Annotated in this window: 14 protein-coding genes; 7 read left to right on the top strand and 7 right to left on the bottom strand. The window is 75.2% G+C overall.

Going from position 1 to position 13,733, the window contains the following annotated elements; genetic code table 11:
• The first annotated feature begins 31 nt into the window (after window positions 1-31).
• From F9B16_RS27010 to F9B16_RS27000, 3 genes are read left to right on the top strand one after another with little or no spacing between them, the layout of a single operon-like run.
• Window positions 32-1,222 (top strand): cytochrome P450, encoded by a 1,191-nt coding sequence (locus tag F9B16_RS27010; RefSeq protein ID WP_151543009.1) that lies wholly within the window; start codon window positions 32-34, stop codon window positions 1,220-1,222.
• 1 nt (window position 1,223) lies between these two features.
• Entirely contained in the window at window positions 1,224-2,312 is a 1,089-nt protein-coding gene (locus F9B16_RS27005) for a TIGR03857 family LLM class F420-dependent oxidoreductase (protein ID WP_151543008.1), read from the top strand.
• A 4-nt stretch (window positions 2,313-2,316) separates the two neighbouring features.
• Entirely contained in the window at window positions 2,317-3,351 is a 1,035-nt protein-coding gene (locus F9B16_RS27000) for a phosphotransferase family protein (RefSeq protein ID WP_225991975.1), read from the top strand.
• 9 nt (window positions 3,352-3,360) lie between these two features.
• Here F9B16_RS27000 and F9B16_RS26995 read toward each other — a convergent pair whose 3' ends face one another.
• The 5 genes from F9B16_RS26995 to F9B16_RS26975 form a co-directional block, all read right to left on the bottom strand.
• Window positions 3,361-5,148: an FtsX-like permease family protein gene (locus F9B16_RS26995; protein WP_225991974.1), complete on the bottom strand. Its 1,788-nt coding sequence runs from the start codon at window positions 5,146-5,148 to the stop codon at window positions 3,361-3,363.
• Between the two features lie 5 nt (window positions 5,149-5,153).
• The gene (locus tag F9B16_RS26990) at window positions 5,154-5,894 is read right to left on the bottom strand and encodes an ABC transporter ATP-binding protein (RefSeq protein WP_151543006.1); all 741 of its coding nucleotides are present in this window, start codon (window positions 5,892-5,894) and stop codon (window positions 5,154-5,156) included.
• Window positions 5,891-6,427 carry a PadR family transcriptional regulator gene (locus tag F9B16_RS26985; protein ID WP_151543005.1) on the bottom strand — a complete coding sequence of 179 codons (537 nt, stop codon included), beginning with the start codon at window positions 6,425-6,427 and terminating at the stop codon, window positions 5,891-5,893. Before F9B16_RS26985 ends, F9B16_RS26990 begins: the two co-directional genes overlap by 4 nt.
• Before the next feature lie 108 nt (window positions 6,428-6,535).
• Complete coding sequence (locus F9B16_RS26980; protein WP_151543004.1) at window positions 6,536-7,021, bottom strand: nitroreductase family deazaflavin-dependent oxidoreductase; 486 nt, start codon at window positions 7,019-7,021, stop codon at window positions 6,536-6,538.
• Window positions 7,021-7,863, bottom strand: coding sequence for an SDR family NAD(P)-dependent oxidoreductase (locus F9B16_RS26975; protein ID WP_192809014.1), 843 nt, complete (start codon window positions 7,861-7,863; stop codon window positions 7,021-7,023). Before F9B16_RS26975 ends, F9B16_RS26980 begins: the two co-directional genes overlap by 1 nt.
• A 100-nt stretch (window positions 7,864-7,963) precedes the next feature.
• On the opposite strand from F9B16_RS26975, the gene F9B16_RS26970 reads away from it, so the two are divergent.
• On the top strand, window positions 7,964-8,725 hold the full coding sequence (locus F9B16_RS26970; RefSeq protein WP_151543002.1) for an SDR family NAD(P)-dependent oxidoreductase: 762 nt from the start codon (window positions 7,964-7,966) through the stop codon (window positions 8,723-8,725).
• 27 nt (window positions 8,726-8,752) lie between these two features.
• Entirely contained in the window at window positions 8,753-9,571 is an 819-nt protein-coding gene (locus tag F9B16_RS26965) for an SDR family oxidoreductase (RefSeq protein ID WP_151543001.1), read from the top strand.
• Window positions 9,572-9,590: 19 nt separating this feature from the next.
• Here the strand turns inward: F9B16_RS26965 and F9B16_RS26960 are convergent, their stop codons facing one another.
• Both F9B16_RS26960 and F9B16_RS26955 read right to left on the bottom strand, forming a co-directional pair.
• Window positions 9,591-10,355 (bottom strand): enoyl-CoA hydratase/isomerase family protein, encoded by a 765-nt coding sequence (locus tag F9B16_RS26960; protein ID WP_151543000.1) that lies wholly within the window; start codon window positions 10,353-10,355, stop codon window positions 9,591-9,593.
• A gap of 51 nt (window positions 10,356-10,406) precedes the next feature.
• Window positions 10,407-11,615, bottom strand: a complete 1,209-nt coding sequence (locus F9B16_RS26955; RefSeq protein WP_151542999.1) for an MFS transporter — start codon at window positions 11,613-11,615, stop codon at window positions 10,407-10,409.
• Between the two features lie 47 nt (window positions 11,616-11,662).
• On the opposite strand from F9B16_RS26955, the gene pdxR reads away from it, so the two are divergent.
• Both pdxR and F9B16_RS26945 read left to right on the top strand, forming a co-directional pair.
• On the top strand, window positions 11,663-13,075 hold the full coding sequence (gene pdxR, locus F9B16_RS26950; RefSeq protein ID WP_151542998.1) for a MocR-like pyridoxine biosynthesis transcription factor PdxR: 1,413 nt from the start codon (window positions 11,663-11,665) through the stop codon (window positions 13,073-13,075).
• A 107-nt stretch (window positions 13,076-13,182) separates the two neighbouring features.
• A complete protein-coding gene (locus tag F9B16_RS26945; protein WP_151542997.1) occupies window positions 13,183-13,566 on the top strand; it encodes a BlaI/MecI/CopY family transcriptional regulator in 384 nt (127 codons plus the stop codon).
• Window positions 13,567-13,733 lie beyond the last annotated feature (167 nt).

The raw sequence follows: 13,733 nt of genomic DNA, 5'->3' as shown, positions 1-13,733 counted from the left end.
GCCGGCCTCCCGCCACCGCTGGAGGAGCACGATGCACGAGTCGATCAACCTGGTCAGCGGCGAGTTCTGGGGCCGCGACCCGCACCCGGAACTGCGCTGGATCCGCGCGAACGAGCCGGTGTACCGGGACGAGAACGGCGGCGTCTGGGGCATCTCCAAGCACGCCGACGTCAAGGCGGTGTCCCGCAACCCCGAGGCGTTCTCCAGCGCGCACGGCATCCGGCCCGACAACGCCGCGATGCCGATGATGATCGACATGGACGACCCCGAGCACAAGATGCGCCGCAAGCTGGTCAGCGCCGGCTTCACCCCGCGCCGCGTCGCCGCCCAGGAGGACTACCTGCGGCGGATCTGCGACGAGATCCTCGACGGCGTCTGCGAGCAGGGCGAGTGCGACTTCGTGCACGACATCGCCGCCCAGCTGCCGCTGATCGTCATCGGCGACGCGCTCGGCTTCGCCCCGCAGGACCGGCAGACGCTGCTCGCCTGGTCCGACGACATGCTCCGCGCCCTGACCGGCGGCGACGACCTGGAGCTGATGGTCAAGGCCGGCGAGGCGTTCAACGGGTTCAACGAGTACGCCACCCGGGCCGTCGAGCGGTGCCGCGCCGAACCGGGCGACGACCTGCTCAGCATCCTGGTGCACGCCGAGATCGACGGCGACCACCTCGACCACGACTCGCTGCTGCAGGAGTCGCTGCTGATCCTCATCGGCGGCGACGAGACCACGCGGCACGTCATCTCCGGCGGCATGTACCAGCTGTGCCTGCATCCGGACCAGCGGCAGAAGCTCATCGACGACCCCGGCAAGATCCCGACGGCGGTCGAGGAGATGCTGCGCTGGGTCTCCCCCATCAAGAACATGAACCGCACCGCGACCCGCGACGTCGAGCTCGGCGGCCGGACGATCCGCGAGGGCGACAAGGTGCTGCTGCTGTACCCGTCGGCGAACCGGGACGAGGACGTGTTCGACGACCCGTTCCGCTTCGACGTGGAGCGCACCCCCAACGACCACATCGCGTTCGGCAACGGCCCGCACTTCTGCCTCGGCAACAGCCTCGCCCGGCTGGAGCTGAAGGTGATGTTCGAGCGGCTCATGGCCCGGCTGCCCGACATCGAGCCGATCGAGGACACCGAACCGGCCCACCGGTCCGCCAACTTCGTCTCCGGCTACGAGTCGTTCAAGGTCAGGTTCACGCCGTCCGCGCCGCTGGGGGCCTGACGTGCCGGCCACCGGCGACCTGCCGGAACTGGGCTTTTACGGGCTGGCGGGGCACTCGTCCTCGCCCCGCGACCTGCTCGGCCAGGTGCGCGACGGCGAGCGGCTCGGCCTCGGCTCGGTGTTCCTGTCCGAGCGCTTCGCCACCAAGGACGCCGCGACCCTGTCGGGCGCGGCGGGCGCGGTGAGCGAGCGGCTCGGCATCGCCACCGCCGCCACCAACCACAACACCCGGCACCCGCTCGTCACCGCGACTTTCGCGGCGACGATGCACCGGCTCACCGGCGGGCGCTTCGCGCTCGGCCTCGGCCGCGGCTTCGACCTGCTGTTCGACGTGATGGGCCTGCCGCGGGTCACGTCCGCGCAGCTGGAGGACTTCATCGGCATCATGCGCCGGCTGTGGCGCGGCGAGGCCGTCGTCGACCACCACGGGCCGGCCGGCGACTTCCCGTACCTGAACCAGGACGCCTCGTTCGACGAGGACATCCCGATCCTGCTCACCGCGATGGGCGAGAAGACCCTGGAGTTCGCGGGCGGCGTCGCGGACGGCGTCGTCCTGCACACCTTCTTCACCGACGAGACGCTGAGCCGGTCGGTGCAGGCGGTGCGGCGGGGCGCCGAGAAGGCCGGACGCGACCCGGCGGGCGTCCGCGTCTGGTCGGTGCTCGCCACGGTCGGCGACCATCTCGACGAGGAGCAGCGGCTGCGCAAGCTCGTCGGCCGGTTCGCCACCTACCTGCAGGGCTACGGCGACCTGCTCGTCCGCGTGAACGGCTGGGACCCGGCGCCGCTCGCGCGGTTCCGCACGGACGACCTCGTCAGCGGCTTCCCCGGCGCGTTCGACGCGATCGGCACCGCCGAGCAGCTCGAGCACGTCGCGACGCTCATCCCGGACGAATGGCTCGCCGCGTCGGCGACCGGCTCGGCCGCCGTGTGCGCGCGGCGCGTCCTCGACCAGTTCGACGCGGGCGCCGATGGGGTGATCCTGCATGGCGTCACGCCGGACGAGGTCGAGCCGGTCGTGGCGGCCTACCGGGACGTCAGGCCCGAGGGCTTCGCGAGCGGCGCGCGGCGCAACCCCGGACGGAGCTGACCCGGTGACCGTCATCGACGGCCCGTCCGGGCTCACCCCGGCCGCTCTCAGCGAGATCTTCGAGGCGCCCGTGACCGGCGTCGCCTGGGAGAAGGTCGGCTCCGGGCAGATCGGCGCGTGCTACCGCCTCCGGCTGGAGGGGGCCGAAGGCGTGCCGCGCCGCCTCGTCGCGAAGCTGGCGGCCGAGGACGAGGCGTCCCGCGCGTTCCTCGCGCCCGCGTACCGCGCCGAGGTGTCCTTCTACCGGGACATCGCCCCGACCGTCGCGGTGCGGACGCCGCGCTGCCACTACAGCGCCCAGTCCGAGGACGGCACGGCGTTCGTCCTGCTGCTCGACGACCTGCACCCGGCGACGCAGGGCGACCAGATCGCCGGATGCACGCCGGAGCAGGCCGCCGACGCCGTCACGAACCTCGCGGGCCTGCACGGCCCGCGCTGGTGCGACCCGACGCTGGCCGACCTGCCCTGGCTGAGCACGGTCGGCGACGACGACGCGGCCACGCTCGGCGAGGTGTACGCGCCCGCCGTCGAGACGTTCGTGGACCGCTTCGCCGGGGAACTCGACGACCGGGACGTCCGCACGCTCCGCGACACCGCCGGCGCCATCGCCGCGTGGATGACGGCGCGTCCCGGGTGCTTCGGCCTCGTCCACGGCGACTACCGGCTCGACAACCTCCTCTTCCCGCCCGCCCCGGAACGCGGCGCGACGGCGGTGGACTGGCAGACGCTCAGCCTCGGCCACCCCGTCCGCGACCTCGCGTTCTTCCTCGGCACCAGCCTGGACCCCGCCGAACGGGCCGCGCGCGAACGGTCGCTCGTCGCCACCTACCACGCGGCCCTGACCGGGTACGGGGTGGACGGCTACGGCCTGGACGAGTGCTTCGAGGACTACCGGTTCGCCGCCCTCCAGGGCCCGCTGATCACCGTCCTGGGCTGCGCGTACGGGACGCGCACCGAACGCGGCGACCGCATGTTCCTGACGATGACGACCCGTTCCTGCGCCGCCATCCGCGACCTGGGCTCGCTCGGCCTGATCTGACGGCGGCGCTCATCCCGTTTCGACGCTGAGGGTCCGGGCGACGGACCGGCGGGCCGCGAGGCGCGCGGGCACGGCGGTGAGCGCCGCCGTCGCCAGAGGAGCGGCGAGCGCCGGGATGAACAGCGACCACATGGAGGGAACGACGACGTTCGGAGGGGAGAACAGCTCCACCAGGACCACTCCGAAGGGGACGCCGAGGGCGGCGCCGGGCAGCGTCGGGAGGAGTTGCGCGGCGGACAGCCCGGCCGTGACCTGCCCGGGAGTAGCGCCGAGCGTCCGCGCGATCGCCATGACGGGCCGGGCCTCCAGCGCGGTCGTCCAGGTGATCGTGACGATGTTCACCGCGGCGAGCGCGGCCAGCGCGACGGTGACGGCGAGCAGCACGTCGTGCCCCTGCTCGCTCTGCACGTTGCCCAGGCGGGAGGAGCCCAGGCCGTAGTCGAAGTCGGTCTGCACGCGGGCCATCAGCAGGGCCGTAGCGCCGATGACCATGACCGCGATGCTCCACGCGTGCAGGACGGCGCGGCCGGGCCGGCGGGCGATCAGGCGGAGCGCGAGCAGCAGCGGGGTCGGCAGCAGCGCCGACAGGCCGTTCAGCCGGGGCCGGTGCCCGGGCCGGCGGGCGGTGTCGGCCAGCGCGGACACGGTCTCGGTGCGCAGCGCGCGCCGCGTCGGGCCGAGGGTGGTGAGGACCGCCACGGCCAGCGCGAGGAGCGTCGTGGCGGCGACGGTGTCGCCGGTCGGGCCCGCGGCGGTGGACAGCAGGCTCGCGGTCGGGTTGGCGAGGCCGGGCGCGGCCAGCCGCGCGATCGCCAGCCCCAGCGCGTCGCCGAGCAGCGCCAGCGCCAGGTACTCGCCGAGCAGGACGGCGGCGATGGTCCCCGGCGTGGCGCCGACGGCCTTGAGCAGCCCGACCCGCCGGGTCTGCCTGGTGGCGCGTCCCGCCGCCAGCGTGGCCACGCCGCCGACGGCCAGCAGGGCGAGCAGCCAGCTGCCGATGACCAGGACCGGCTGGCTCTCGCGGAGGATGTGCGCGTCCTGCGTGGCCATGAACCCCCAGGTGAAGAAGTTCGCCGGCTGTTCGTCGCCGAAGGCGCGGCGGGAGTCCACGAACTCCTCGGCGGCGGACGGGTCCCGCAGTTTCAGGTAGAGCAGGGAGGTCGCCGGGAGATCGGCGGCCGCAAGCGCCCCGGTGTCGGCCTCACTCACCCACACCAGGCCGCTGTAGTCGTCCGGACCGCCGCCCGGGCCGATCATCTGCGCCCACGGGTAGATGGTGTGCGCGGTGGTCACGGCGATCCCGGCGACGGGACGTGAGCGGCCCGCGAAGGTGACGCGGTCGCCGACCCGGATGCCCATGGCGGACGCGAAGCCGCGTTCGACCACCACGCCGCCGGGCCGCACCCAGGTGCCCGACGTGACCAGCGGACGATCGACCGGGCCCGGCGTCGCCCCGGCGCCCTGCGCAACCGCGCGCGACGTGCGGCCGTGCGCGGTCAGCGTCGTGTAGTACTGGCGGTACGGCCCGCTATGGGCGGTGACTTCGGACGCCTGTGCCAGCGGTGTCAGCGCCGCGGTCGCGGCCCGGTCGGCGCCGGGGGAAAGCGCCACCACGTCCGGTCCGGCCGTGGCCGCGCGGGTCTGGCGGTAGAGCGTGTCGGTCGCCCCGTTCAGCGAGATGCCCAGGGCCAGCGCGGCGGTGGCGGCGGTGATCGAGGCGAGCATCATCGCGGCCTGGGCGGGATGGCGGCGCACGTCGGCCACGACGAGGCGGAGCACCAGCAGGATGCGGCCCACGCGGCTCAGTCCTCCAGCCCGAGCAAGTCGCCGAGCCCTCCGGTGGCGTGGCCGGCCAGCCGGGTGTCGTCGACGAACGTCCCGTCGCGCATCGAGACGACCCGGTCCGCGGTGGCCGCGACGCGCTCGTCATGCGTGACGATGACGAGGGTCTGCCCGGCGGCGCGCAGCTCCTCGAAGAGCCGCAGCACGTCGAGCGTCGCCACGGTGTCCAGGTTCCCGGTCGGCTCGTCGGCCAGCAGCACCAGCGGTTCGTTGGCCATCGCGCGGGCGATCGCCACCCGCTGCCGCTGCCCGCCCGACAGCTCCCACGGCAGGTGCCGGGCGCGGTCGGCGAGCCCGACCCGCTCCAGCAGCTGGGCCGCGCGCCGCTTGGCCGCGCGCGGCGAACGCCCGGCCAGCAGCACCGGCAGCTCCACGTTCTCCCTCGCCGACAGCTCCTCCACGAGGTGGAACGCCTGGAAGACGAAACCGACGGACCGCCGCCGGAGCCGGGCCAGCGCCCGCTCGCTCAGGGCGTCGATGCGCCTGCCGGCCAGCCACACCTCCCCGCGGCTGGGCCGCTCCAGCCCGCCGAGCAGATGCAGCAGCGTGGACTTCCCGCAGCCGCTCGGCCCGGTCACCGCCAGCATCTGCCCCGCCGGGACGTCCAGGTCGACCTCGTCGACCGCCCGGACCAGCCCCTGCCCCTGGCCGTGCTCCTTGCACAGCCCGCGGGCCTGCAGCACCGCGCCGAACTCGTTCATGCGCCCTCGGATTCGTCGTCGGCGATCTTCGACCAGACCCGCTCGCAGGCCTCCAGCCAGCGCAGGTCGGCCTGCAGCCGCAGCGCGACGCCCTCCAGCAGCAGGCCGGCGGTGGAGCCGTCCGGCTCGGCCAGCAGGGCGCGCTGCGCCTCGCCGAGCCGCCGCAGCAGTTCGCGGCGCTGCGCGTCCACCAGCTCGACCGGATCGGCGAGCCGGCCCGCGGCCGCGGCGGCGAGCTTGAGGTGGAACTCCGCCAGGTTCGGCTTCGGCCAGCTCACCTCGCCCAGCCAGGCGGCGACCCGCTGCTGCCCGGCCGGCGTCAGCGCGTACACCTTGCGGTCCGGCCGGTCGGGCAGGCCGTCGGCGCGTTCGGACGCGACCAGGCCCTGCTTCTCCAGCCGGGCGAGGGTCACGTAGACCTGTCCGGCGTTCATCGACTCCCCGAGCGGCCCGAGGGCCTTCCGGAGCCGCTCGCGCAGGAGGTAACCGTGCGACGGTTCCTTCGCGAGCATCGCCAGCACCGCGTCCTGCATCCATCACCCCTAACGGTTGGCCAAATGAATAGCGGTTAGCCATCAGAGGCGTCAAGCCGAAGCCGCCGGGTGGCAGGCCCGGCGGCCGGTGGAGGACGGGAAGCCCGGCTAGGCGGGGTCGCAGATGACGACGGGGATCTCGCGGTCCGTCCAGGACTGGTACTTGTCGAAGTCGGCGTACACGGAGACCAGCCGAGGCCAGAGCGCGGCGCGCTCCTCGGACGAGGCGGTGCGGGCGCGCATGCGGCGGACGTCCCGCTTCACCTGGATGGTCACCTGCGGGTCCGCGAGCAGGTTCAGGTACCAGAGAGGGTGCTTGGGCAGGCCGCCCTGGGACGCGACGAGGATGACGCGGTCGCCGTCCGGGATGTAGAGCAGCGGCTGCGTGCGGGGGCGGCCGGTCTTGCGTCCCTTGGTGGTGAGCAGGCAGATCGGCACGCCCTTGCGGAACGCGCTGCCGGCCCGCCACGTCCCGCCGACCCGGCCGCCGGTCGCGCGGTAGGCGGCGATGTTGAGCCGCGCCATGACCTTGAGGATCTTCGGCACGATCGGCGAGTCCATGCCCTTGGGCGCGGCGCTGGTCTTCGGCGACATCATTCCCTCATCTCGAAGTCGGGCATGCCCGGCAGGCGCCCGGCGGCGAGCGCCTCGGCCTGCTCGGCGAGGCCCGGCGCATACTCGGGATGGGTGAGGACGAGGAAGCGCTCCTCGCGGACGGCGCTCAGCACGTCCTCCACCACCTTCTCCACCGGTATGCCCCCCGCGACGGTCTGGGCGATCATCTCGCCCATGAACGCCGAGTCCTCGCCCGGCTCGGTCGCCAGGCCGGCGGGGCGGCCCCGCTCCGACTCGTGGATGCGCGTCTGGACGCCGCCGGGGCACAGGGCGGAGACGCGCAGCGGCGAGTTCTCCAGCGCGAGCTCCTGGGCGAGGCTCAGGGTCGCCGCGAACGCCGCCCACTTGGAGACCGTGTAGGGCGCGGCGCCCGGGCCCACGAACAGGCCGGCGACCGAGCAGGTGTTGACGATGTGCCCTTCGCCGCCCTGCTCGATCATGCGGGGCACGAAGGCGCGGACGCCGTGCAGGATGCCCCAGAGGTTGACGCGCAGCGTCCATTCGAAGTCGGCGGCGGGACGCGTCCAGGTGCGTCCGCCCATGTAGACGCCCGCGTTGTTGAAGAGCAGGTGCACCTCGCCGAGCGCGGCGAACGCGCGGTCCGCGAACGCCTGCACGGACTGCTCGTCGCCGACGTCGGTGACCTGCGTGACGGCCGCCGCGCCGGGGCCGAGGGCGCGTTCGGTCTCCGCGAGCGCGTCGCCGTCGAGGTCGGCGAGCGCCAGGCGCACGCCCTCGCGCGCCAGCCGGACGGAGAGCGCGCGCCCGATGCCGCTCCCGGCGCCGGTCACCGCCGCCGCCCTCCCGCGCAGTTCCCGCACGGCGCCCTCCGGGGGTCGGCCCGCCGGCCCTGTCGGCGGGATCGGAAGCACGCTAATCTCAAACTCGACTTGCATCAAGTATCAAGTATTCGGAGGGCCCATGACCGTGCCCGCCCCCTCCCCCGGCACCGCCGTCGTCGTCACCGGCGCGGCGTCCGGCATCGGCGCCGCCTGCGCCCGCGCCCTCGCCGACGCCGACCGCCCCGTCGCCCTCTGGGACCGCACCGACCCCACCACCGTCGCCGAGGCGATCGGCGCCGCCACCGGGACGGCCACGCTCGCCGTCACCATCGACGTGACCGACGCCGCCGCGTTCCCCGCCGCGATCGAGCGCAGCCGCACCGCGCTCGGCCCGATCGGCGGCCTCGTGCACGCGGCCGGGATCTCCGGCCCGGCCGCGGTCGGCGACCTCGACGAGGCCCGCTGGGACGCGGTCCAGCACGTCAACCTGCGGGCGCACGCGCTGCTGTCCCAGGCGCTGCTGGACGACCTGCGCGCGCAGGAGGGCTCGGCGATCGTCGGGATCGCCTCGATCGAGGCGTTCGTCGGGAGCCTGTTCATCCCGTCCTACTGCGCGTCCAAGGCGGGGCTGCTCGGCCTCACCCGCTCGATGGCGCACCTGCTCGCCGGGGACGGCGTCCGCGTCAACGCCGTCTGCCCCGGGTACATCGACACCCCGATGCTCAGCACGGACGTGCCGGCGGAGATGCGGCCGCTGTTCGAGGCCAAGGCCCCGGTCGGCCGGCTCGGCCGGCCCGAGGAGGTCGCCGCGGCGGTCCGGTTCCTCATGAGCGACGAGGCGTCCTTCATCACCGGCACGCACCTGACGGTCGACGGCGGCACCACCGCGATCGACCGCTGACGAACCGATCGCTGAAGAGGAGACGACATGGGACATCTCGACGGCACGGCGGCGCTGGTCACGGGCGGCGGCAGCGGCATCGGGCTCGCGTGCGCGGCCCGGCTCGCCGACCTCGGCGCGGCCGTCACCATCTGCGGGCGCACCGAGGACCGGCTGCGCGAGGCGGCCGGGAAGACCGGCAAGGGCATCGGGTACGTCGTCGCGGACGTCACCGACGACGCGCAGGTGGAGAACGCCGTCGCGACGGCGGCGGAGCGCGGGCCGCTGCGCACGGCCGTGGCCTGCGCCGGCGGGTCCAGCTCCATCGGGCCGATCGGGGACCTCGACCTCGACGCCTGGCGCGCCACGATGGAGCTGAACGCCACCGGCACCATGCTGACGATCCGGCACGCGTCGCGGGCGATGGCGGGCGCGGGCGGCGGCTCGATCGTCGCGATCTCGTCCATCGCCTCGTCGAACACGCACCGCTGGTTCGGCGCGTACGGGGTGTCGAAGGCGGCCGTGGACCACCTCGTCCGGCTGGCGGCCGACGAGCTGGGCGGCGTGGGCGTCCGGGTGAACGGGGTCCGCCCCGGGCTGACCCGCACCGAGCTGGTGGCGGGCATCGCCGACACCGGTCCCGTGCTGGAGGACTACCTGGCCTGCATGCCGCTCGCCCGCGTCGGGGAGCCCGAGGACATCGCCGCCGCCGTCGGGTTCCTCGCGAGCCCCGACTCCTCGTGGATCACCGGGCAGATCATCAACGTGGACGGCGGCCACCACCTGCGCCGGGGCCCCGACTACTCCTCGGTCTTCGAGCCGCTGTTCGGCGAGGCGGCGCTGCGCGGCGTGCCCGCGCAGGAATGACCCCGGCGCGCCCGGCGGGTCAGCCGAGCCGGGCGGCGATGCGGCCGTCCGCGCCGGCCTCCCCCAGCAGGCGGGCGAACGCGGCGTCCTCGCGCTCGCGGGCGCGGCGCACCTCCTCGCGCCGCGGCGCGAGGATCAGCTCCTTGGTGGCCACCAGCGACGCCAGCGGCTTGGCCGCGATCTCGCGGGCGATGCCGCGCGCCTCGTCCAACAGCGCCTCCGCCGGGACGGCGCGCAGCGCGAGGCCGCAGCGCACGGCCTCCTCCGCGGTGACCCAGTTCCCGGTGAACAGCGCGAGCGCGGCGTGCTGGTGGCCCATGCGCGCGGGCAGCAGGTAGCTGCCCGCCGCCTCCGGCACGACGCCCATCGCCGCGAACGGCGCCATCAGCCGGGCGTGCTCGGCGATCAGGACCACGTCGCAGTGGCCCAGCATGGTGATCCCGAGGCCGACGCCGGCGCCGTTCACCGCCGCCATCAGCGGCTTCGGGAACCCGGCGAGCGCGTCGACGAGCGCGACGAACCCGCTGCCCATCTCCTGGTCCGAGCGGCCGGCGGCGTGGTCGCGGGCGATCTCGGCCATCTCCTTGATGTCGGTCCCGGCGGTGAACGCGCGGCCCTCCCCCGTCAGCAGCACGACCGAGACGCCGCCGTCGGACGCGGCGTCGCGCAGCGCCCGCGCGGCGGCGTGGTACAGCTCCTCGTCGAAGGCGTTGGCCGCCTCCGGGCGGGCGAAGACCAGCGTCCGCACCGCGCCGTCGTCCTCGATCCGCAGCGTCTCCGTCATCGCCCGGCCCTCCTCGAGATCTCTGCCTGGAGGTAATGGATACAATATTCGTCACTCGGAGGCCGGGGCGGGGCCCGCTGAGCGGGACGCGCCGCGCAGGTCGCGCAGCGCCACCGGCAGCGCCGCCGCCAGCAGCGCCGCGGTGAGGACGAACGCCCACGGGTAGCCGGTCCGCCCGGCGACGAGCCCGAAGCCGAGCGCGCCCGCGCCCATCCCGGCGTCGTAGGCGAGGTTCCACAGCGCGCTGACCGTGCCGTACGCGGACCGCGGCGCCCGCGCGTACATCAGGGCGAGCGTGGCGTTCTGCAGCAGCCCGAACCCGACGCCGAACACCGTCACCCCGGCGATCACGGCGAGGTCGTGGCGGGTGAGCGCGGTGAGCAGGACGCCGGCGGCCGACAGGACCACGCCGGGCGGCACCAGCCCGGCCTGCCCGCGCCGGTCGCCGATCCGGCCCGCCACGACGCGGGCGACCGTCGAGGCGAGCGGCTGCAGGAACAGCGCCGCCGCGACGACCCCGGCGGACGCGGACGCCACGGCGAGCGGCAGGAACGTCACGATGATCCCGGCGACCAGCGCGGACGCCCCGAAGACGAGCGCGGGACGCGACAGCGCCGGCGTCCGCAGCCCGGCGAGGAGCCCGGTGGCCCGCCCGGTCCGGCGCTCGCCGTCCGGCAGCCCGGGCACGGACGCGACCGCGACGAGGGCGGCGGCGCCCGCGATGACCGCGACCGGCGTGTACCCGAAGTGCCGGACGGACCAGACGCCGAGGGGCAGCGCGCCGAGCGCGGGGGCGCCCGCGACGATGCCGACGAGCGCCAGCCCCTCGCCGCGCCGCTCGTCCGGGATCAGCGCGGCGGTCAGCGCGCCCCCGGCGACCACCGTGAGCGCGAACCCGAGCCCGCGCAGCAGGCAGACCAGGACGATCCACGCCATGCCCGACGACAGCGTCAGCACGAGGGCGGGCGCGCCGAGCAGCACCAGCCCGGCGCCCAGCGCGACCCGGTAGCCGTACCGGCCGACCAACCACGGGGTGCCGAACTCGCCGCACACGGTGGCGAGCATCAGCGCGCCGGTCGCCAGGCCCGCCGCGCCGCCGCCACCGCCCGTGCCCTGTGCGTAGAGCGGCACCACCGACAGCAGGAGGTAGAAGCTGACCGCCGCGCCGAGCATGGACACGAACCTCAGCAGCAGCGGGCGGGTCAGGAGCGGCGGCTTCGCCGCGGGGGCGGGGGCTTCGAGGCACTGCGTCGTCGTCATGCCGATCACGCTACGGACCGGGCGGACCGCCGATAAGCTCCACTTCCATGCCGCTGGAGTGGTCCGGTTCGTCCCCCGAACTACTGGTGCCGCTGGACCGGTCGTCCGGCGAACCGCTGCGCGCCCAGCTGGAATGCCAGGTCAGGGACGCGATCCGGGGCGGACGGCTGCGGGTCGGCGAGCGGCTGCCGTCCTCGCGGGAGCTGGCCCGGACGCTGGGGATCTCGCGCGGCCTGGTCCAGGAGTGCTACGCCCAGCTCCAGGCGGAGGGGTACCTCGTCACGCGGAGCGGCTCGGCCACCCGCGTCGCGGCCGGCGCGGCGCCCGCGGCGCCGGCGGAGCCGCCGCGGCCCGCTCCCCCGCCCGCCCGGCTGATCGCCGACTTCCGTCCCGGGGTGCCGGACCTCGGCTCCTTCCCGATGGCGGACTGGCTGTGGGCGGTCCGCGAGGCGGGACGGGCGATCCCGACCGCCGCGCTCGACTACGGCGACCCGGCGGGCGCCATGCCCCTGCGCGAGGTGCTGGCCGGGTACCTGCGGCGCGTCCGGGCCGCGGCCGCGGAGCCGGACCGGATCGTCGTCTGCTCCGGCCACGCCCAGGCGCTGGTGCTGGCGCTCGGCGCGCTGGCCCGCGCCGGGGTCCGGACGGTCGCCTACGAGGACCCCGGCGGCCCCCGCTCCACCAGCGCCGCCGCGGCCTGGGCCGGGCTGGACGCGGTGCCGGTGCCGGTCGACGAGCACGGCGTCGACGTGCGGGCGCTCGCCGCCACCGGCGCCCGCGCCGTCGTCGTCACCCCGGCGCACCAGTGGCCGACCGGCGTGGTCATGGCGCCGCGCCGGCGCCTGGAGCTGATCGCGTGGGCGGCCGACCGGGACGCCGTGATCATCGAGGACGACTACGACGCCGAGTTCCGCTACGACCGCGAGCCGGTCGGCGCGCTGCAGGGCCTCGCCGCCGACCGGGTCGTGTCGATCGGCACGGTCAGCAAGTCGCTGGCGCCCGCGCTGCGCCTCGGCTGGCTGCTCGCCCCGCCCTCGCTCGCGGCGGCGATCGTGGAGTACAAGCTGCTGAGCGACCGCGGCTCCCCGGCGCTCGACCAGCTCGCGCTCGCCCGGCTCGTCGAGTCGGGCCGCTACGACCGGCACCTGCGCCGGATGCGCGCGGTGTACGCGGCGCGCCGGGCGGCGCTGCTCGCGGCGCTCGCCGAGCACGCGCCCGGCGTCCGGGTCACGGGCCTGGACGCCGGGTTCCACGCCGTCGCGCACCTCGGCGTCCCCGGAGGGGAGGCGGCGGTGGTGGACGCGGCCCGCGCGCGCGGGGTCGGCCTGCACGGGATGAGCATGTGCCGCGCGGACGGCTCGGACGCCCCGCTCCAGCTCGTGCTCGGGTTCGGCAACACCGGCGAGCGGGCCGTGCGGGCGGGCATCGCCGCCGTCGGCGACCTGCTCGCCCCGCGCTGAGCCGTCCCGCCCGCCGCGTCCGAGCCGGCCGCCGCGTCGGGGCATCCGGGGCGTCCGCCGCGTCCGTCTCCGGGTCGTTTCGGCCGTCCTGTGACAGACTTCTGTCCGTGACCTCTGCAGCGCGCCGCCCGTCGGGCGAGCTGGAATCGGCGGTGCTCGAGACGATCTGGGCCGCCGCGCGGCCGCTGACCGCGCGGGACGTCCGCGCCGCCCTCGGCGACGGCCTGGCCCGCACGACGGTCGCCACGATCCTCGGCCGCCTGCACGCCAAGGGGCTGCTGCGCCGGGTCCGCGCCGGCCGCACCTACGCCTACAGCGCCGTCGTCGAGGACCCCGCGGCCCTCACCGCGCACCGCATGCACACCGAGCTCGACCGCAGCGGCGACGAGCGCCCCGGCGTGCTGGCCCGGTTCGTCTCCGACCTGAACGAGAGCGACGAGCGGCTCCTGCGCGACCTGCTGGAGCGCCCCCGGCCGCCGGAGGCGCGCTAGCGGGTCTGCGCGTGCTCGATCACCTGGTGCAGGTCGAGCGCGCCGTCGTTGGCGGCCCACACCGACAGGACGACCAGCGCGGCCGTCGCCACGACGAGCCACCGGCGGTGCGGCGGCGGGGGCGCGAGCAGCGCGGCGACGCGGCGCGGCAGCGGCCCGGGACGGCG

It is taken from the genome of Actinomadura montaniterrae (assembly GCF_008923365.1).
Classification (GTDB): domain Bacteria; phylum Actinomycetota; class Actinomycetes; order Streptosporangiales; family Streptosporangiaceae; genus Spirillospora; species Spirillospora montaniterrae.
Note: the sequence above shows the minus strand (reverse complement) of the source record. Positions and strands in the feature narration are given on the sequence as shown.